Below are 20926 nucleotides of genomic sequence, written 5' to 3' on the forward strand. Positions count from 1 at the left end.
AGCCCATGTTTACAGGGGAGTTGCTCTACTGTCTCTGTCCCAGGCAACATTGACTGTGAACTTCGTGCCGCTGTCGAGAGAGATATTCTCTCCCTGCGCATCCAGGATCCCAGCGCTCTCTGGAGTGGCTGGCGCGCTCAACATCACCTTGGGTTTATTTCCAACGGCCACGCGATCCTGGGCGCTCTTCAGCATCTCTCCCGTAGTCGCCTGAGCCGAACCGCTCGTTCCGTCGGACATGCTTGGAGCTGGTGTGCTCGGAGCAGACAATGCGCCACCCGAGTGTGCGCCTCCACCCACAGCGCCTCCTCCGGAGGGCATGTCGAAGCTGGCGTTGGAAGCTGGCGCCGTCATGGACGTGACCGCAGCCTTGATCGGCATCTCATGCCCATCTTTCAGCACCACACGGTTCAACGCTAAAACCAGGTGGGAATCGTTCTCGTCTTTCGACTTCGCTTTTACATCCACAACGTTGCCAACCAGTTTCGTCCCCTTCGGTAATTCCGTTCCGTCAGGTAATTTCGCATCGTTGGTAATCTTTGCGTTGATCTCATCCCCAACCCTGGCCTTTTTCGTGTCGACGCTCTTTGTCAGCTCTGCGGAAACGCTCGCAGCCTGCAACTGCCCAGCCTTCTGACTGGTCTGCGGAGCCGCAGTACCCGTGGCCGCGCGCGGCTGTGAGTCCGTTTGCGTGGTCCCGGGCGTCATGGCAGGATCGGGGATCTGAGGAGAGGTCGTAGTTTGCGTCTGCAGTGCCACCGACATAACTGCCAGTGAGACAATCGAGGCCGTCTTGGTCATAGGCTTTCTCCTTTCCGGGACAGGCATTTTGCTAAACCTGCACCCAACGTCAGACGACTCCGGCCGAACTCACGTTGCCTCTGCCGTCTTAGGGGAACCTCTGCGCGAAACATCAGAAAACCCCTGATATTTTGCGATTTTCAAGGGTCCTTTTGGAGAAGGGATCTTTTGTCTCGTTTCGCGGAAAGTTTGATTCGACAAGGATTGTGAATGTGGCAGCCATCGAATCATCTTTCATCTGCCGCCCCCATCTTTGCCTCGCATGCGGTATCCTGTAAATGACGTGCAGCGGAGGTTTTTGCGCCCATTTTGTCGCACGCCGCTCCCACTTTGAAACCAGGGAACGTCATCCATCGGCCCAGGCTTATGGATTTGCCGCTGCGCCAAGCACCGCGCCCGGCAGGAAGGCATTACGTTGAACACCTCCATAGCTCCATCTGCCGGCCAGCTTGCCGCAACGCGCCTAGCGCACTGGCACCACGATGCGCAGCCCCTCCTCACCCTCGATTTGCTGCGCGACTGGATTAACACCTCCGGTCTTCTGCTCTATACTCCGCGCCCCCAGCAGCTGCCCGTACCTGCACCCAGCTTTGCCGAAGCGGTTCTCGGTGAGCCCACTCTGGCTCCCACGCTCGCGCAATTGGAGCAGCCTCGCATCCTTCTCGCTCGCCTCGTCGCCGAAGGCGCCGTTATCCCACTCCATCTCTTTGGCTCACCCACCGGTACCGGCTCCGAAGTCCCCGATTTTCTCGTCTCGCCCGCGGTGTTGCCCTACATCTTCACCCTTCGCGGCGACAAGGCATGGAAGCAGCCTCCCGTGACCAGCGGAGCCTCCAGGGTCTCCCCACTCGCGCTGGCGAGCTACAACATCATCTCCTCCAAGGGCAGTCTCAGCGCCTCAGAGCTCGCCATGGAACTCGGCAACGAGGTCACCGAGACTGCAGCTCTTCGCGCCCTCACCGAGCTGTGGGAGCATCTCCGCGTCCTCCCCGTTCCCCAGGCCGACGGCACGGTCACACTCTGGGAGCTCGCGACCACCCGGTATACGAAGCAGATCAAATCCGGCGCAAACGCCGGCCTGCCCACGGCCCTCTCCGCACTCATCTCCCTTTATCTCGGTCAGTCCATTCTTCCTGGCGAAGATGAGGTTGAGACCTTCCTCTCGCCTCTTACCTCCCGCTCTCGCATTCGTGAGGTCGTTCGCGCGCTCATCGGCGCACGCCAGCTCGAAACCCTCGTCCTCGATGGCAAAAATACTCTCTACCTTACCGGCGAACTGCCTGTATTTGCGCCCCTTGCTCAGCCCGCGCCGGATGATGTCGATGCCATCGTCGTGACTACGGAAGGGGAGGGAGTCGAAGCTCAATCGGCCCCGCGTATTGCGAAATTCGTTCCATCTTCGCGTCCGGCTTCGGCGCCGCGTCGATTCGCCGAAGGTAGGGAAAGATCTGTAACTCGAGGCGGAACAAATAGCCGTCCTCCGCGACCTGGCGGCAGCTCAGATCGCGAACGCCGCCCCTTCCAGCGTCGCGAAGGCGATCAACGCAGCGATAGCCGTCCTCCGCGCCGCGACTTTACACGCCCCTGGGATGAAGAGAAGCGTGATCGTGCCCCCCGTCGGGAACGCTCATTTGAAGCTCCGGGAGGAGAAGCAGCAGGCGAGCGAGAGGATAGGCGTCCATCCTCCGGTCCACGGCGCCCGTTCGCGGATAAGGCTCGCGGCGGTTTCGCAGGCAAGCCCGCCTTCCGTCGCGACGATCAGGATCGCCCCGCCCGTCCGCGTCGTGACTTCTCCGACAAGCCCAGGTTCGACCGTGACGACAAGCGCCCCTCTTCTGGCCCTCGCCGTACATTCGCGGACAAGGCCCGTGGCGACTTCGCAGGCAAGCCCTCCTTCCGTCGTGACGATCAGGATCGCCCCGCCCGTCCGCGTCGTGACTTCTCCGACAAGCCAAGGTTCGACCGTGACGACAAGCGTCCGTCTTTTGGTCCACGGCGCACCTTCGCAGATAAGGCTCGCGGCGACTTCGCAGGCAAACCCTCCTTCCGTCGCGACGATCAGGATCGCCCCGCTCGTCCGCGCCGCGACTTCTCCGATAAGCCCAGATTCGATCGCGAACGCAGCTCCGAGGGGTTCAAGGGCCGCAGCGATCGAGGCAGACCTTCGGGGCCGCCGTTCCGTAAATTCGATGCGCCGCGCGACAGCTTCCGCAAACCGCGTCCTGCGGCATCGGGCAGCGAGGCCCACGGCGACTCGGCACCCACGGAGACTCGTCCTCGCGGTGACTTCGGACCCAGGAAGCCGTTCACCCCCGGAAAGTCCTTTGGTGGCGGCAAATCCTTCGGCGCGAAAAAATCCTTCAGCGGAGGCAAGTCTTTCGGTCCCAAAAAGAGTTTTGGCGGGAAAAAGCCTTTTGCAGCTTCCGGCGATTCATCCTTCGAAAAGCCGAAGCGTTTCAGCTCCGGCGAAGGGGCGAAGTTTGCGAAGAAAAAGTCCTTTAGCAAGCCGGGCGGAAAGTTTGCGAAGAAGGCCGATGGACCGTCCTCCGCAGGGGCAGGTCCCTTCGACAAATTCAAAGGCAATAAAAAGCCCTTCGGCAAACGCGGAGCACCAGCCCGCAAATTTAAGGATGACCGGGGGCAGTAGCTCCCGGGACACCCTCAAAACTTCCTCTCTTCATCCGTCAGTTCCAGCGTTAAGATAAGCCGCGCATGAATAATCGCACCGACGTCGTTCCCAGTTCGTCCCAGTCTTCCGCCTCCGGGCGCGAGCGTCCGATCATCGCCATCGATGGGCCTGCGGGAGCGGGAAAGAGTACTCTCGCCGCGCATCTTGCACGCCGCTTCGGATTTCTCAACCTTGAGACGGGTGCTATGTATCGTGCGCTTGCCCTCAAAGCCATCGAAAACGATCTTTCTTTCGACGAAGAACAGCCGCTGCTCGACCTCGCCACCCATACTCGTATCCGCCTCGAGCCTCAGCTTGAGGGCAATCGCGTCCTGCTCGATGAGATCGATGTCTCCCGCCGTATCCGGGATACGGACGTGACCGCTGCCGCCTCCCGCATCTCCGTTCACCCCCACCTGCGGGCCTGGATGGTGGAACAGCAGCGTGCCCTCGGCGCCAAAGGAGGAGTGGTCATGGAAGGGAGGGATATCGGGACCGCTGTTTTTCCCGATGCCGAGGTCAAGATCTTTCTGGACGCCTCGCCGGAGGTTCGCGGCGACCGACGCTATCGGCAGGTCATAGTTCCTCGAAACCTGGAGGACGTTCCCACCCGCACAGATAAGGCCGACCCTACGCCCGCACAGGTCGCAGCCCAGCAGAAGATTGTGACCGAGATGAAGGAACGGGATGAACGCGATCGCAACCGGGCCGAATCTCCTCTCCGGCCTGCCTCCGATGCCGTTGTCCTCGATTCCACCTCGCTGACCCTCGATCAGGTTCTGGATCAGGCAGAACAGATCGTTCGTTCTCACCTTTCTGCTCGTCCCTGAGGTTGAAAATCGCTCGGTAAAAGAGCCTATTTCGACAAAATGGTCACTTCGGGCTTGCGTTTCACCAAACGGCCCTCGGACTGCGTGACTGTCACCGGGATGTCTCTAAGCAAATGAATAACCAACCAATAAAAAACCTTATTTCAACCACATAGAGACCGTTCCTCAAGTCTTCCGGCACGCAGAAAAAGGGTTTACTCAAAAGATTTCTTAAAAAAAATTGCCGAATATGCTAACCTTCTCGCATCGTTTGAAACAGATTGGTTTTCTGCAATGCTCGTCTGCGCGAAACCCCATTTGTATCTACGGCAATTCAGTTGGAAACGAAGGAAAGAAACAACATGGAACAGGGAACAGTAAAGTGGTTCAATGACGCGAAGGGGTTTGGCTTCATTAGCCGCCAGAACGGCGAGGATGTGTTCGTTCATTACTCGGCGATCAACACCAGCGGCTTTAAAAGCCTTCAGGAAGGCCAGGCGGTTCAGTTCAACGTAGTGAAAGGCCCTAAGGGTTGGCAGGCTTCGGACGTTCAGCCTCTGTAAACTCTAGAACCGGCATTGGGCCAGCGACGACCGGTTTTGCAAAAGGGGATAGCTACGGGCTGTCCCTTTGCGCATTAAAGGGTTCGATTCTGTTCGGGATGATCGCGGGTCTTCTTTGAACCTGCGCACTGTCTCCTGCTCAGGAGAAACCTGTCAAGAGCTTGATTGAGCAAGTTATCTCCTTACAATAACTTACACCTGCCGATTCCCACCTGCTGAGTTGGTATACTCGATATAGAAACCCACGCAAAAAAAGCCCCGAATGCTCAGGGCTTTTTATTTTAATCCGGGAGAGCAGATACTCTCTGGGCTCCCGCGAAGTCCAAAGCTAAAACAAATAGAATGAATATTTTGCACGTGTTTGGTACGGGGGCCTAGTGGTCTCCTGCAGCTCCCAGTGCCATATCGACCAGGGTCTTCTCCTCAATATCGTGCGCCTTTGCTGAACCCGTTGCAGGGGTGGCGCTTGCGCTTCGCTTCACGCTCAATACAGCACGATCGCGAGCGAGACGCCGCAGCAACGGCATGACATAGGAGAAGGCTCCCATATTCGCCGGCTCTTCCTGAACCCAGACAATCTCCTCGGCTCCCGGATGCTGGTCGAGTGCAGCCTGCATCTCTTCCTCCGGCCAGGGGTACATCTGCTCCAGAAAGATGATGCCGACGCTGGAATCCTTGCGCTTCGCGCGTTCCATGCGGAGATTGTGCCCGATCTTGCCGCTGCAGACCAGCAGGCGGCGCGGATCCTTCACGTCGTTGTCCGGAAGGACGTTGAGGAAGCGGTCGTAACCGAGCTCCGCAATCGGAGACGATGCATCCGGATGCCGCAACATGCTCTTCGGAGTGAACACAATCAGAGGCTTGCGCCACGGACGCATCACCTGCCGGCGCAGCAGATGGAAGTATTGAGCTGCGTTCGAGGGCTGGCAGATCTGAAGATTATCGTTGGCCGCAAGCTGCAGATAACGCTCGATGCGTGCGCTTGAGTGTTCCGGCCCCTGACCCTCATAGCCATGAGGAAGCAGCATGACTACGCCGGAGAGTAGACCCCACTTTGCCTCACCGGCAGCGATGAACTGGTCGATGATGATCTGGGCGCCGTTGGCGAAGTCGCCGAACTGCGCCTCCCACATGATCAATGCTTCCGGGTAATCCCGCGCGAAGCCATACTCGAAGCCGAGCACCGCGGCTTCGGAGAGCAGGGAATTGTAGACCTCGAACCGCCCCTGCTTCTCGCTCAGATGAGCGAGCGGTGAGTAGCGGACTTCAGTCTCGATATCGACAATCACGGCATGGCGTTGATTAAAGGTTCCGCGCTGCGAGTCCTGGCCGGTCAGGCGGACAAGGGTTCCATCCTCCAGCAGCGAAGCAAACGCGACCAGCTCGGCCATGCCATAGTCGAAGGGTTTCGCCCCGGAGCCCATCTCCTGCCGCTGCTCGAAGAGCTTCTTTACCTTCGGGTGAAGGTGGAAGTCCTTCGGAACAGAGGTAAGGTGCTGCACAAGCTCTCCGATCCGCTCTGCGGAGAGACCGGTCTTGACCTCGTCCGCCGGATCGAACTCGCAGCCCTTGTACTTGTCCCAATAATCGGGAAGCTCGGAGAGCTTCGGAATGCGATCCGCTTTTGTGGCCGCTTTTTGTTCATCGAGCAGCTGCTGCTGAATCTGTTCCGCCTCTTTGGCCGGATTTACGCCGATCTGCTCTGCGTAAATCTGATAAAGCGGCCTATGGTCTTTGATGACTGCATATCGACGAGGCTGTGTAACCGTTGGATCGTCCACCTCGCTATGGCCGTGGCGGCGATAGCCGATAAGGTCGACCACAACGTCGGAGCGGAAGTGCTGTCGAAACTCCATGGCAATGCTCGCGACTCGAACCACAGCGTCCGGGTCTTCTGCATTCACGTGGAAGATCGGTATCGGAAGGCGCTTGGCGAGATCGGTAGAAAACCGGCTGGAATTCGACTCCTCGGGGATGGCAGTGAAGCCCAGCAGATTATTCGAGATTACGTGAATTGTTCCGCCGATGTGGTAGCCGCGCAGCGTAGCCATGTTCAGGGCCTCGGCAACGATGCCCTGTCCCGCGAAGGCCGCATCGCCGTGGATGATGATCGGAAGTACCTGCTTCTTGCCTCCTTTGCCGATGCGCTCCTGCTTCGCTCGCGTGCGACCCATCACGACAGGATTTACAGCCTCGAGGTGGCTGGGATTCGATGCAAGGTGAAGGCTGATGATCTTGCCGTCCGGCGCAGTGTAATCGCCGGTTGCGCCGATGTGATATTTCACGTCGCCGCCGCCCATCGTGCTGCGCGGATCGACGTCTTCGAACTTGGTAAAGATCTCCGAAGGGGAACGGCCGATCGTATTCGTCATCACGTTCAGGCGTCCGCGATGAGCCATCGCTAACATGGCTTTGGTAACACCGAGACCAGAGCCGACCTCGAAGATGCGATCGAGAAACGGAATCAGCGACGTGAGACCTTCGAGGGAAAATCGCTTGGTTCCGAGGTAACGCGACTGGATCACCTGCTCAAACAGGTCAGCATGAATCAGCTGAGTGAGGATGTGCGCCTGGTTTGGTTTCGGAGGCTTCTGCTCCATCTTCTCCTGGAGCCATTGACGATGCTCCGGGCTGGGGATGTGCATGAACTCGGCAGCGATGGTGCCGCAGTAATAGCGCCGTGCTTCGGCTGCGAACTCACCCTCAGGCGCTGGTGTGGGAAAGGGCTCGGGAGGAAGATACTGTCCGAGAGGATCGAGCGAGGCCTGCAGGTATCCCCAGCGGCGAAAGATATCAAACACTGTTTCGCGTTCTTGTTGATCCATAACCGTGGGTGCTTGAGTCAGTGCCTCTGCCTTGGTGCCCATTGCTTCCTCGATTTTCCTTGAGAATCAAATTTTGGCGGTGCCGTAACACCGAAATGCTCTCCTTCTATGCTAGACCTTTCGCGACATGGCTGCACAACGATTCCTGCAACTTCCGTAGCGCAGGACTATAGAGTTGCACCCAGAAGCCATGGCTGGAACTCCTCGTCGCCGAAGCCGTGAATCTCGCTGCGAGTCGGCTTCCCTGAGGCGATCTCCAGAATCTCCTTGAAGATCGAGGCCCCTGCCTGCTCCACACTCTGCTCGCCATCAAGGATGGAACCGCAGTTGATATCCATGTCGTCGGGCATGCGCTGAAACAGTGCGGTATTCGAAGCGATCTTGATGGAAGGGGTGGGTTTGCAGCCGAATACCGAACCGCGTCCCGTCGTGAAGCAGATGAGGTTGGCTCCGCTGGCTACCTGCCCTGTAGCCGAAACCGGATCAAAGCCGGGGGAATCCATAAATACCAGGCCGCGCTCATGCACCTGCTCTGCATAGAGATAAACCGCGTTCAGATTTGTAGAGCCTCCCTTGGAGACGGCGCCCAGAGACTTTTCGAGGATGGTCGTGAGACCACCCGTCTTGTTGCCTGGCTGGGGATTGTTATCCATCGAAGCCTGGTAACGAGCGGTGTAGTCCTCCCACCAATGGATACGATCGAGCAGCCTGTCGGCGACTTCAGGCCGGGAGGCGCGGCGCGTTAACAGGTGTTCCGCTCCATAGATTTCGGGCGTTTCCGACAGAATCGCAGTCCCGCCATGACGCACCAGATGATCGACCGCGACGCCGAGGGCGGGGTTCGCACTAATTCCTGAATAGGCGTCCGATCCCCCACACTGCAGTCCAATCACGAGATTTGAAGCGGATACAGGTACTCGTGCTGCTCGATTCGCCTGTTCGAGCATCTCGTACACGACTGCAATCCCGTTCTTGATGCTTGGCGCGGTTCCTCCCTCTTCCTGAATGGTCGAGGTGCGGATCGAATCGGAACCGCCAGTGAGCCTCACCAGTCGTTCGACCTGGTTAGTCTCACAACCTAAACCAAGCAAAAGGACAGAGGAGAAGTTCGGGTGGGTTGCGTAGCCAGTGAAGACCCGGCGCAGCAAATCGGCAGGTTCACCATCGCTCGCCATCCCGCACCCCGTGCCATGGGTGATCGCTACGACTCCATCGACATGGGGATAACTGCTCAGAACCTCTGGAGTGAAGTGTGCGGCGATACGGCGGGCGACTGTAGCTGAACAATTTACGGTCGTCAGGATACCGACATAGTTGCGGGTTCCAGTTCTACCATCCGGGCGTTGAAAGCCAAGAAAAGAAACCTCCTCGCTCTGAGCGGCCATGGCAGTGCGAAACGCCTCGGTACCAACCGCATAATCTCTTTCAAAGTCGCCCATGATGAGGTTCTGCGTGTGGACATGTTCCCCGACAGAGATCGGTTGCGCTGCAAAACCGATGATCTGGTTGAACTTGCGGACTGGCTTGCCAGCGGGTATGGAACAGGCAGCAATCTTATGACCGGCCGGAATCTCGGAGAGGGCCGCAATGTTCAGCTGTTCGAGAAATTCACCTGCCTTTACAGGCTGGAGAGCTACTACAACGTCATCATGGGTGCCGAGCTTGAGAAGTTGAGCCATCGATATGTAGGTTCCTTCCCTTAAGAAGGATCGGCCAGTGGTATGACCAAATGTACTCCTGTGACCCATTTTGCACCTAACGTGAGGTTCATGACTCGATCCTGTTGTTTCAAACTTATTTTGGCGGCGAAGCTGTTTTCTGGTCTTTCTCCGGTTCGCCGGTTTCGGACGAGGAATCCTCTTTCACCGTCGCAAGGCCCGGCAGGATGGTCGAGGTCGCTTTGAATTTTCGGTAGTCGGAATTTGTGACGAAGACGCTTCCGTCAAAGTGCAGCAGCAACATGACCCGCGCAGCCCCGTTTCCTTCCAGGTGCGAGGGCAGCCAGACTTCGTTATTGATCTTCATCTGCTCCATCGAAAAATGGGTTCCCTTTTTGATGGACATCAACATGCCGCCACCGATCTTGAATGAATTTGCAAAGCGTCCTTCAACCTGGGTGATGGTCCTGTCCTCTTCGTCGATCCAGATTGTTCCGGAAAGATCCCGAATCACACTCTCCAACCGGCTTCTTGTCTTTGCCTTGGGATCACCTGCGTAGTCGACCGCGATCGTGTTGCGGCCTCGCAACTGAGTGCGCCGTGGATTGGTGAATGTTCCGAGCTCGAGGAAGCGTGATACTGTCACCTCTTCATTGCCCTGCGAGTTGGTCGCCTGTCCTTTCGCATCCGCCTTGCTCTTGCGCTCCTGCGCCTTGACGACGTCTTTGTCGATGCGCTCGTTCTCCTTCCGCTGCTCGTCTGCGGTGAGATCTTTGCCATTCTTGCGCGTGAGTTTATGAATCCTAACGCCACGAAGCCAGAAGACGTCGAACTCGTTCGTCTCGGTCTTTTTCCCATCGCTGCTTTGTTCGCGGGCTACCTCGTGATAGAGATAATCTTTTTCGACCGCCTCTGCGGTCCTCTGGTGCTCCTCGACCTCGTGCATGAGCGTGTAGATATCAGGAAGCGGACGACCGGTCTCCACTGGAGAAGGGATCTGTGCCGGGACAGCGGATCCGGCGATGAGTAGAGCCAGAGAGAGGATCGATGGAATCAGTTTCATCTTGGTCAGGAGGCTTCGTCAGGCGGTTCGTGAGGTGTGATCTCGCGGGCGTAGATCTGATAGGAGATCTTCGGAGGCTCCTCGCCTTGGTGAAGAGCACGGACACGGGCTCGAATCGCTTCGTCTGCTGCCGTAATGCGCTCCCGCGAACGGAGGTAGTCGAGCCAGGACTCCATGACGAAGGTCTCGTTGAGGCGCTCAGGGTCGATGACGTCGCGATAGATTCCCCAGCGCATGGCTCCATCGCGAAGCCGGACGCCGCGCAGCTGATGGATCGCGTGAGTGAACTCGGCGTAGCGTTCTGGTGGAACTCGGTACTCGATCGAAATGCGGACAGGGCCAACGTGAATAAGATCGTCGGCCTGTGCGGCGGTATCAGCCAACTGGAACGAGGAAGGTTGAGAGGCAGATCGCGAGGATCGGAACGGAGTGTGATCGGGAAGGGGACCCTGCAGAATATGGAAGCGCCGGATGGCGGGATAGCTGATGGCCATTCCGCAGGCGGATACAGCCAGCGCGATGGGGGTAGAAGTATGCTCGGCGACAAAGCCCCACAGAATGGAGCCGAGGGCCATGCCTCCCTGAAAGGTCATCAGGTACGTGCCGAGTGCGCGGGCCTGCACCCAGGCAGGAACGGAGAGTTGCACCGAAGTATTCAGAGTGGACATGGTGCTGGTCCAGGCAAATCCTGAACCGATGAGGGCAGGGATGATGACGGCAGGAGAACGAACATACGCGAGGACGAACAGCGTCGCTACATCGTAGAAGGTGGAAACGGCGATGATTGTGTCAGCGGAGACTCGACGCCGGATGCGTGGAAGCTGTGTCGCCGCAATGACAGCCCCCAGACCGAGGGAACCGTTGAGGATGCCATACCCGAGTGCTCCTTCGCTGAGATCGCGCTTGGCTACTACTGCAAGCAGAGACCAGATCGCCGAGACGAAGAAGGCAAAGGTGAAGGCGCGGATCAGCGAGGCTTGGAGCTCCGGAGCGTAACGCACGTAACGCAGACCCGTCATGATGGAACCCGCGATGCGTTCGGAGGGCAGCGCGGATTTGAACAACGGTGTGCGCTTCCAGTTGAAGAGGACCCAGATCACACCGGCAAAGGAGACCGCGTTGAGAAAAAAGACCCAGCCTGCTCCGGCGTGAACGCTGGCAAAACCCGCTACCATAAGGCCGCCCAAAGCCGGGCCGACCGCGCGGGCAAGGTTGTTGCTGGCGGCGTTCAACGAGACGGTATCGGGGATAAGCTCGCGTGGCACCAGCTCGGGAACGATGGCCTGCCAGGCCGGGTTGTTCATAGCCGAACCGACGTTGAGCAGAAACGTGAATGCCAGCAGAGCCCAGGGAGAGATGTAGCCGAAGAACGTGAGCACTGCGAGGACCGCAACCGATCCCAGCATCCAGGCCTGCCAGACGATAAGCAGCTTGCGCCGATCGAAGATATCAGCTGTCGCACCGGCAAGCAGGCCAAGCAGGAGGACTGGCAATGAGGCCGCTGTCTGCATCAGGGCGATCAGCAGCGGCGAGGCCGTGAGCGAGGTCATCAGCCAGGTCCCGGCGGTGTCCTGCATCCACGTGCCAATGGACGAGATGGTGGAGGCGATCCAGCGGTCGCGGAACAGACGGATGCGAAGCGGGGCAAAGCCGCTGGGCGTGGGGTTGGCGACGGCGACGAGCGGACCGGAGTTTGGAGTCTCTAAGGGCATTCGCTCAGTTTCCAGTGTACCCATCGGAACGAGTTCATGGAGGGCGAAAGAAAAAGGGATGGCGTGCCTGTGGGCACATCCATCCCAGGATTGGGGAACAAAGGATTGAATTCGTTATCGGCGGGTCAGAAAAGAAGCTTGAGTCCGAACTGAATCTGACGCGAAGTTGTCGCCGTTGCCGTGATCACGCCCGCTGTAGGACTGGCTACAATCGCCGCGGTTTGACTTGCTGGAGTGCCTTGTGTTGGACCGGAAGTGAAGACCACAGGGTTCGGGGTCGCGAAATTAGTGTGGTTCAGGACGTTGAAGAACTCGGCGCGAAATTGGGCACGAACTCTTTCGCTGATCTGGGTCGTCTTGAGCAAGGAGAGATCGAAGTTCGCAAGTCCAGGTCCGGTGAGCGTATCGCGCCCAAGGTTGCCCACCGTGCCATAAGCGGGTGCAAGGAACGCGGATGGGTTGAAGTATTGCTGCGGAGTTCCTGGGTAGAGATTGCCGTGGAAGTTGGGATTGATATCCGGGCGAACAGGGTTGCGAGTGTCGCCCGATCCGGTTGGGTTGTAGCCAAGCTGCGGCGAGAACGGAAAGCCGGACTGCAGCGCGACGATGGAGCTGACGGTCCAGCCGGAGACGGCCCGGTTCGAGATGCCTCTAAGATTCGAGCCCAGAAAGTGCCCCTGGCCAAAAGGTAAATCGTAGGTGCCGTTGATTGTTGCAAGGTGGCGAATATCCGTCGCTGCCGCGCCATAATCGATGTCGGGGTTGGCTGGATACGAGACGAAGGCCGGTGTATTGGCGCTGACGCTGGTATTCCATGCAGAACCGTTGTCCAGGTTCTTGGAGAAGGTATAGTTGCCACGGATCTGAAGACCGTGTGACAGACTGCGGCGGACGTCGACGACAAGACCGTTGTAGTTGCTGGCTCCGCGTGAGATCCACGATGTGGTGTTGGCGACCGCTGGATTTACCTTGGTGGTTGTCGGGTAGTAGATGGTTCCATTCACGATCGTCGCCGCGGGTTCATTGAGATCGGCAGACAGAATCTGGTTATAGCCGTGCGATCCAATGTAGCCAAGTGTGAGCGAGGTATTCGGAGCGAGTTGCTGCTCGATCTGCAAGCTCCAGGACATCACCGTGGGAGTCGCGAGATCTGTCTGGACGCTGGAGGGAGAGACCAGCGTGCCGGGGGATGGCTGCGTCGATGAGGTGATGTGCAGGCTGGAGACGGCGACGTTAGCCAGCGACAGCGTGGTGTTGAACGGGGCAGCCTGATCGAGCCGGTAATTCAGGTTGTCGAGCAGGGAATAGTGCATGCCAAAACCTGCGCGAATACTGGTTTTGCCATCGCCATGTACATCCCATGCCAGGCCAAGCCGAGGGGCGGGAAGAAACTTCGCGCGATTGTCGGTGAGAGGCGACGAACCGACAAAGGGATTGGTATTGATCACCCCATTGCTGAAACTGTAGTTTGCGGCCCGGCCTTGCGACTCGTTGAAGCCGTTGGTGGACTCGATGCGCAAGCCGGCGCGGAGCTCGACGCGGGGCGTGAGCTTGATTGTGTCTTCGATGTATCCTGCGCCCATCCAAGACCGCCAGCCGAGCTTCGTTGGAGCGGGAACGACTGTAAAAGTCTTCACGGTTCCCTGCAGGAAAGTAGTGAGAGAGGCAAACGAAGCCTGCCCAAACTGGTTCTGTGCCAGGTTGTCGTTGGACTGCAGCCGCTGCACCCAGCCGCCGGCTTCGATCTGGTGACGCCCATGCGTCCAGAAGATGTGGTCGTCAAAGGTGAAGAGATTGCGCGTGGTCGCATTGTTGGATCCGACATTCGCCCCTGCCCCGGTGATCTGCGAAGAACCGTTGGATGCTGTCGAACCGGCAATTACGATAGCGCCGACAGGCTGTCCTGCGACCCATCCGGGTACGTCAGCGCCTCCGAGCGGGGAAGAGGTGCCGAGGAAGAAGAACGATGCCCGAGAGAAGCCGAAGCGCGCCGTGTTGAGCAGACGTGGCGAAAAGACGTGCTGCTCCTGCAGGCTCGCAACCTGTTCGCGAAGGTCTTCGTTGATGGCTGCAAGCGGGTTTTGCGTGGGAGTATCCGCGGTGGAGTCGTCTACGGTATAGACGCCGAAGAACAGATCCTTTGGACCGATGTTGTAGTCAAAGCGTGTCGTTCCAAAGTCCTCGCGAACATGCTGCATCGGATTCGAGTAAGCGAGAGCGATGCCGGTCTGCCTGCCGTTCGCATCCAGCAGGGCGGGGCCGTTTTGCTCGGGCCAGAGATTGAAGAGTGGCGCGACACCTGGCGCGACGCCATAGTTCTTTCGCGGCCCGGAGGGATTGGCGGGGTCAGGCAGATAGCCTTGCCGAGCCTGCGCGTCGGGAACGAAGGTCACATCGGACAGGCCCAGATTCTGACGATAGCCTTCGTAATTCGCGAAGAGGAAGAGCTTGTCGCGGCGAATCGGACCGCCGAGCGAGCCGCCGAAGTTATTGCGCTGGAACTCGGGAATCTTCGCCTGGTCGAAGTAGTTTCGCGCGTCGAGTTTGGAGTTCCGCAGAAACTCATAAACGGAGCCATGAAGGTTATTTGTGCCGGATCCCGTCACAATCGAGATCTGAGCGCCCTGGCGCTTGCCATAGCTTGCGGAGTAGGTGTCGGTGACGACGTTGAACTCACGCACGGCATCCACGCCCAGAAGCTGTCCGCTGGTGCCGCCCGGCGTCACGTTGATCAACGAGGCTCCGGTGTACTCGATGCCGTTGAGTAAGAAGAGATTGTCCTGCGGTCTCCGCCCCGAGATGGCGAACATGTTTCCGACCGAAGAGTTGGACGTTCCAATGCTTCCCGAGCGCTGGCCGGTGTAGTTGACGACGGCCGGGTTGAGCGTGATGAGCTGGTCGTAGCTCCTTCCATTGAGGGGAAGCTGCTTGATCTGACGCTCATCCACCAGGCCTGAGATCTGTTGGGTAGAGAGGTTCACCACGGCGGGCGTGTCCTCGACGGTGACCTGCTGCTGCACGGAGTCGACGGTGAGTTGAAGATCGACCTGTTTGCTCTGACCGACGGTAAGGGGAATGCCTGTGCGATGTTGTTCTGTGAAACCCGCATGCTTGACCGTAATGGTGTAGGTTCCGATCGGTACGGAGGGCGCAGCGAAGCGACCATCCGGGCCGGTTGTCAGTTTGCGTTCGTTGCCGGTCTCGTCATTGTGAATGAGAACAGAAGCCTCTGAGAGCGCTGCTCCGGTTGGATCGGTGACAGTGCCCGAGAGCGTCCCGCCGACAACCTGCGCATGACCATAAGGAGTAGCGAAAGTAGAGAGAATGAGAAAAGAAGCGATGAAAATCAACTGAACAGAGGCGAATCTGCGTACACGGTCGTACATGGTGGTCTCCGGGAGATAGGGAAAAAGCTCTCGCACTAAGAAGGCGCGAGTAGCTTAGGGGTGTGATCGAATGCAGGCAAAACCGGTTCTCGCTCTAAAGGCGACAACAACGGCAACAAGCGGACTGCGGGAAGGAAGTCATCTTGCGATCCCGTGGTTGTAGCTCCAGTAAACGAGCCCCAACGTAATGAGCGCAATTGCGATCTCGCCGAGAATCCCGACGATCAGAGGGCGCCATCCCTGGCTTGTCAGATCTCGCAGATTAGTCCTGAGGCCTACGCCGGCAAAGGCGGGAAGAAAGGCCCAGCGGGAGAGATTCGCAAGGCTGGTGAGCTGCGTGTGAGTGAAGAAGCCTGACGTCGCCAGGATCGATAACGCGATGAAGCCCAGAATGAACTTCGGAAATTTGCGCCAGAGAAAAACGCCTTTATGCTCCACATCGGGCGCGAGCCCACGCGAGGACCAGTACACAGCGTATGCGAGCACGACGAAGCCGATAAAACCGGAACGCGCCGTCTTGGCAAGGACAGTCCAGCGGCCAGCTTCTTCACCATAGAGCGCACCGGTGACGAGCGACTCAGCGGTATTGTCGACCGCAAGCCCGGCCCACATCCCGTATCCCTGCTGACTCATATGAAGCGCGTGGCCGATAGCAGGAAAAGTAAAGAGGGCGATTGCGCCGAGCGTCAGGATGGCTGCAATTGCGGTGGAGGTATCTTCTTCGTCGGGTTCGATGGCTCCGCGGGCGGCCATGATGGCGGTGACACCGCAGATGCTCGACCCGATGGCGAGCAGGGAGGTGAGCTTGGGTGGAAGGCGGAAGAGGCGTCCGAGCAGGTGCATCATCGAAAGCGACAGGATGAGTTCAACCGCGACCAGAGCCAGCGAGAGGCCGCCGATATGAAGAATGTCCTGGAGAAGAAACCGCGCTCCCACCAGCACGATACCCAGCTTCAGCCATAGCTCGTAGGTTGCGACGCCGGCATGCAGAAACGGTGCCACGCCAACCGTATTTCCGATCGCAAGGCCCAGCAGAATGGCCCACAAAACATATTCAAGATGAGGAAAGGGAATGGCGGGATAAGCCGTACGAAGATGGGTAAACGTGTGCTCCAGCAGCTTACCCAGAAGCCCGATACCGAACAGTAATGCAACTCCAGGCAGCACACGAAGAAATTGTGTGGTCAAGGAAGGTGCGGGTGCAGCTATCGGAATCGTGCGAGTAGACACAGGGGACTTTTTAGAATCCTACCGGAGGCAGGACGTTGAAGCGAATGAGCGTCGCCAGTGTAAGGGCGATTGCAACGGCGACCAGATCGATATTGACGCGGCTGTTGGAGATGTGAGGAGTTGCCATGGATGCCTCGATTCAGCGGATGAGCTTTGTGGAAGTTGTTGCGGGCAAAAGAAAAACCCACGTGCGCGAAGGGCGCTGCTACGTGGGTTCCAGAGATCCTCTAAGCCAGGGTTATGAGATGGGCTTAGGTGAGGGAGAGTCCAGCGCAGCAGCAACAGGTGCCCTTACAACAAGGACAACAGCTACAGGCCGCGATGTGCATCGATCCCATTAGGAAGAGATTAATGGGTTCGTGGGACGGAGTCAAGGGGGCGATCGACTTGCGGGGAGGCATTTAAGAAGGAAACCCACGCAGCGCGGTGGGGGCTGTTGCGTGGGTGTTCCGTTTAATGCAACGAAGTGGGTGGACTTCGTTATGACTGACTCAACCCGAAGGGAGTCCTGCCACATCGGTTAACATACCGATAATTTTTGGCTTCGTCAAGGGTTGAATAAGGGGAAAGAGCCTCTTTAGGAAGCCCTTATCTCCTTTTGGAGCAAAGTCTTAGCTTTCAAGGGAAACTCAATTTTTCAGCATCTCATGAACTGCGGTCACAAGCGGCAGATCAACAGCTCCCGCTCGTAGATCATCTCCGGAGGAAGGTGATCGTGAAGGGCAAGGAACAGCTCTTCGTGGTCCATAACCTCACGTCGCCACGCCGCTCGATCGACGTTTTGAAGCTGATCGAAGACTTCGCGACGCTTCTCTTCAGACATCTGCAATCCCTCCCACCGAATGTCTTCGTAGTGAGGCGTCCATCCGATCGGGGTTTCCTTGCCCTGAGCACGTCCGCGCACGCGGTCTACGATCCATTTCAGAACGCGCATGTTCTCGGAGTATCCCGGCCAGAGGAACCTTCCGTTCTCATCCTTGCGGAACCAGTTGACATGGAAGATGCGTGGCGTCGAGGAGAGGGTGCGCTGCATCTTGATCCAGTGCCGGAAGTAGTCGCCCATGTGATAGCCGCAGAAGGGCAACATCGCCATGGGGTCGCGGCGGACCTTGCCCAGCGCGCCGCCGGCGGCAGCCGTGGTCTCCGAGCCCATGGTGGCTCCTGCGTAGACCCCGCCCGACCAGTTGAAGGCCTGAAAGACAAGCGGCATGGTGGTGGAACGGCGTCCGCCGAAGATGATGGCTGAGATCGGCACGCCCTCAGGAGCCTCCCAGTCCGGATCAATGGTGGGGCACTGGCTGGCTGGAGCGGTAAAGCGTCCATTGGGATGCGCGGCGGGCTGTCCTGTCTTTTTTCCGATCTCCGGAGTCCACACATTGCCACGCCAGTCCAGGCATTCCTTAGGAGGAGCGTCCGTCATTCCCTCCCACCAGACACCGCCCTCGGGGGTGAGCGCCACGTTGGTGAAGATGGTGTTCTTTGCCAGCGTTGCCATCGCGTTGGGATTGGTCTTCGCTGAAGTTCCCGGGGCCACGCCGAAGAAGCCGGACTCCGGGTTGATCGCGCGAAGACGCCCTGTAGCGTCTGGCTTGATCCACGCGATATCGTCGCCGACGGTCCAGATCTTCCAACCCTCGAATCCTGCCGGGGGGATCATCATGGCAAAGTTCGTCTTGCCGCAAGCTGAGGGAAACGCTGCCGCGACATAAGTCTTCTCGTGCGTGGGCGACTCGACGCCAAGGATCAGCATGTGCTCAGCCATCCACCCCTCGTCTCGGGCGATGTTCGAGGCAATGCGAAGCGCGAAACACTTTTTGCCCAGCAGGGCGTTGCCGCCATAGCCAGAGCCGTAACTCCAGATCTCTCGAGTTTCCGGGAAATGGACGATGTACTTCTCGTCGTTGCACGGCCAGGAGACGTCCTGCTGGCCCGGCTCGAGCGGAGCTCCAACCGAATGCATGCAGGGAACGACACGCTTGATGTCTTTATCGATCTCGGCAAAGACCGGTGCCCCAACCCGGGCCATGATGCGCATGTTTACGACCGCATAGGCCGAATCGGTCAGCTGGACTCCAATCTGTGACATCGGAGACCCGATCGGTCCCATCGAGAAGGGAAGGACATACATGGTGCGCCCGCGCATGCAGCCGCGAAAGAGCTGCTTCAACTTGCGGCGCATCACGAAGGGATCTTCCCAGTTGTTGGTTGGGCCGGCGCTGTCCTTCGACAGCGAGCAGATAAAGGTGCGGTCCTCCACCCGGGCCACATCGTTAGGGGCCGAGCGCGCATAAAAACATCCCGGCCAAAGATCCTGATTCAGCCGCGTAAATGTCCCGGCGTCTACAAGCTGTCGGCACAGCAGGTCATATTCTGCCTGGGAGCCGTCCACCCAGTGAATCGCCTCGGGCTGGGTCAGGTCGGCCATCTTTTCCACCCAGCGAATCAGGTGTTTATTCGTCGTGGGAGGCGCGGAAGGAAGGACAGCAGTCAGGGTCTTTTCGTTCTTCATGGCCAGTCGGTCTCCAGTTAAGAATTCGCCTGCTTGAAAGCGCTGTCAACTGCATTGCCAGCGAAAGGGACAATAGAGCCTTTTCTCGCGCCCGATGAGGGACGTGAAATTGGTCAGGCCAATTCTATCTCTTTTGGGATAAGCTTTCGTCACTTAGAAAGGCGGATTTCATGCGTTTCGGACTGTCAGGGTGGATGTGCATCATTGCGCTGAATGGCCTCTGTTTCACTGATGCGAAGGCTCAGGGAGACCCGCCGCGGGCCTTCGATATGGGGACGGCAGCTGCCAGGCCTGCGGGAACCGTCGTTCGGGTCGATCTGATCGGCGACTCCACCCAGACCAACAACGCCGGATATGGACGGGGATTCTGCGCAAATCTGACCGCAATGGTGGATTGCCTCAACATGTCCAGGGGCGGAGCCAGCACGAAGACCTACCGTGAGCAGGGGCTTTGGGATAAGGCGATGGCTACCAAGCCTGACTACATGCTGATCCAGTTCGGGCACAACGATATGGAGACGAAGGAACACCTGGAGCGTCAGGTTCCGATGGCGCAATACGAAGCAAATCTGCGCCGGTTTGTAGAGGAGGCTCGTGCGGCCGGAATCAAGCCCATCCTGGTCACGCCTCTCACCCGACGATATTTTGGGGCTGATGGAAAGATTCACTCCGATCTACTCGCGCATGCGGACACGATGAAACGCGTAGCCACGGAGATGAAGGTTCCTCTCATCGATCTGCAGGCGGACAGCATCGCTTACCTGGACAGGATTGGTGAGGCTGAGGGAACGAAGCTCGGAATCACGAAGAAGGATACAGACGGCAAGATCGCCCCGGACAAGACGCATCTGAACTGGGCTGGGTCCTACGTCTTCGGGCGAATCGTGGCGATGGACCTTGGAAAGGGAGCGCCTGCGCTTGCTCGGTATGTAAAGCCGAAGGCGGCGTCTCTCCCGCCTGAGGGCGTCAAAGCGATGAAGGTGATTGAAGGCGGACCGGTGAAGATTGTTCTCGTAGGGGATTCCACAGTGAATGCAGGTGGCGGCTGGGGAAAAGGCTTCTGCGAGATTGTGACTCCGAACGTTACATGCATCAACGACGCTTTGAATGGGCGCAGCTCGAAGAGCTTCATCGACGAGGGCGCATGGGTGAAAGCTCTCGCAGAAAAAGGCGATTACTACCTCATTCAGTTCGGTCACAACGATATGAAGGGCAAAGGCCCAGCGCGGGAGACCGATCCCGAGACAACCTATGCCGCGTATATCCGCCGCTATATTCGTGATACGCGTGCCATTGGTGCGGTTCCAGTAGTTGTGACCTCCTTGTCGCGGCGGAACTACAAGGATGGAAAGCTTGTGGAAGATCTGAACGACTATGCTGCTGCGGCGAAGCGAGTGGCTGCGGAAGAAGACGTTGCACTCGTCGACCTGAATGCGATGTCTACAAAGATGCTGGAAAAGATGACGCAGGAAGAAGCGGATCAGTTCGATGCTACGGGCCATGCCGACGAGCGCGCGGAGAATGGAAAGAGCCGCGTGGATCGCACTCATCTGAATGCGAAGGGGCAGACGGTGTTCGGCCGCATGGTTGCAGACACCCTGGTGAAGATGCAGGTGGAACTTGGTCCCGATATCGTTGGTGAGCCAATACTGGCTGGATCGTCTCCTGCACCGCTTGCAAAGACGGGTGGAAGGTAATTCCC

At 58.1% G+C, this 20926-nt stretch carries 12 protein-coding genes; 4 read left to right on the forward strand and 8 right to left on the reverse strand.

Annotated elements, in window-relative coordinates:
- Positions 1 to 9 precede the first annotated feature (9 nt).
- Entirely contained in the window at positions 10 to 801 is a 792-nt protein-coding gene (locus tag AC5S26_RS18430) for a hypothetical protein (protein WP_494186391.1), read from the reverse strand.
- Between the two features lie 415 nt (positions 802 to 1216).
- Here AC5S26_RS18430 and AC5S26_RS18435 point away from each other — a divergent pair, with 415 nt between their 5' ends.
- From AC5S26_RS18435 to AC5S26_RS18445, 3 genes are all read left to right on the forward strand, one after another.
- Positions 1217 to 3448: a hypothetical protein gene (locus AC5S26_RS18435; RefSeq protein WP_494186392.1), complete on the forward strand. Its 2232-nt coding sequence runs from the start codon at positions 1217 to 1219 to the stop codon at positions 3446 to 3448.
- Positions 3449 to 3513: 65 nt separating this feature from the next.
- Positions 3514 to 4299 (forward strand): (d)CMP kinase, encoded by a 786-nt coding sequence (cmk, locus tag AC5S26_RS18440; RefSeq protein ID WP_494186393.1) that lies wholly within the window; start codon positions 3514 to 3516, stop codon positions 4297 to 4299.
- A 341-nt stretch (positions 4300 to 4640) separates the two neighbouring features.
- The gene (locus AC5S26_RS18445; RefSeq protein ID WP_026386889.1) at positions 4641 to 4841 is read left to right on the forward strand and encodes a cold-shock protein; all 201 of its coding nucleotides are present in this window, start codon (positions 4641 to 4643) and stop codon (positions 4839 to 4841) included.
- Between the two features lie 374 nt (positions 4842 to 5215).
- On the opposite strand, the gene AC5S26_RS18450 is transcribed toward AC5S26_RS18445, so the two are convergent.
- The 7 genes from AC5S26_RS18450 to AC5S26_RS18480 form a co-directional block, all read right to left on the reverse strand.
- On the reverse strand, positions 5216 to 7708 hold the full coding sequence (locus AC5S26_RS18450) for a 2-oxoglutarate dehydrogenase E1 component (RefSeq protein ID WP_494186394.1): 2493 nt from the start codon (positions 7706 to 7708) through the stop codon (positions 5216 to 5218).
- 125 nt (positions 7709 to 7833) lie between these two features.
- Entirely contained in the window at positions 7834 to 9345 is a 1512-nt protein-coding gene (locus AC5S26_RS18455) for a UxaA family hydrolase (protein WP_494186395.1), read from the reverse strand.
- 115 nt (positions 9346 to 9460) lie between these two features.
- Entirely contained in the window at positions 9461 to 10387 is a 927-nt protein-coding gene (locus AC5S26_RS18460) for a hypothetical protein (protein ID WP_494186396.1), read from the reverse strand.
- Between the two features lie 5 nt (positions 10388 to 10392).
- Positions 10393 to 12099, reverse strand: a complete 1707-nt coding sequence (locus AC5S26_RS18465) for an MFS transporter (RefSeq protein ID WP_494186397.1) — start codon at positions 12097 to 12099, stop codon at positions 10393 to 10395.
- Between the two features lie 125 nt (positions 12100 to 12224).
- Positions 12225 to 15485, reverse strand: coding sequence for a TonB-dependent receptor (locus tag AC5S26_RS18470; protein WP_494186398.1), 3261 nt, complete (start codon positions 15483 to 15485; stop codon positions 12225 to 12227).
- Positions 15486 to 15623: 138 nt separating this feature from the next.
- Complete coding sequence (locus tag AC5S26_RS18475; protein WP_494186399.1) at positions 15624 to 16715, reverse strand: YeiH family protein; 1092 nt, start codon at positions 16713 to 16715, stop codon at positions 15624 to 15626.
- Positions 16716 to 17373: 658 nt separating this feature from the next.
- The gene (locus AC5S26_RS18480; RefSeq protein WP_494186400.1) at positions 17374 to 19224 is read right to left on the reverse strand and encodes a phosphoenolpyruvate carboxykinase (GTP); all 1851 of its coding nucleotides are present in this window, start codon (positions 19222 to 19224) and stop codon (positions 17374 to 17376) included.
- 170 nt (positions 19225 to 19394) lie between these two features.
- On the opposite strand from AC5S26_RS18480, the gene AC5S26_RS18485 reads away from it, so the two are divergent.
- Entirely contained in the window at positions 19395 to 20921 is a 1527-nt protein-coding gene (locus tag AC5S26_RS18485) for a rhamnogalacturonan acetylesterase (RefSeq protein ID WP_494186401.1), read from the forward strand.
- The last annotated feature ends 5 nt before the right edge of the window (positions 20922 to 20926 follow it).

Source organism: Edaphobacter sp. FHG110511_03 (assembly GCF_059115365.1).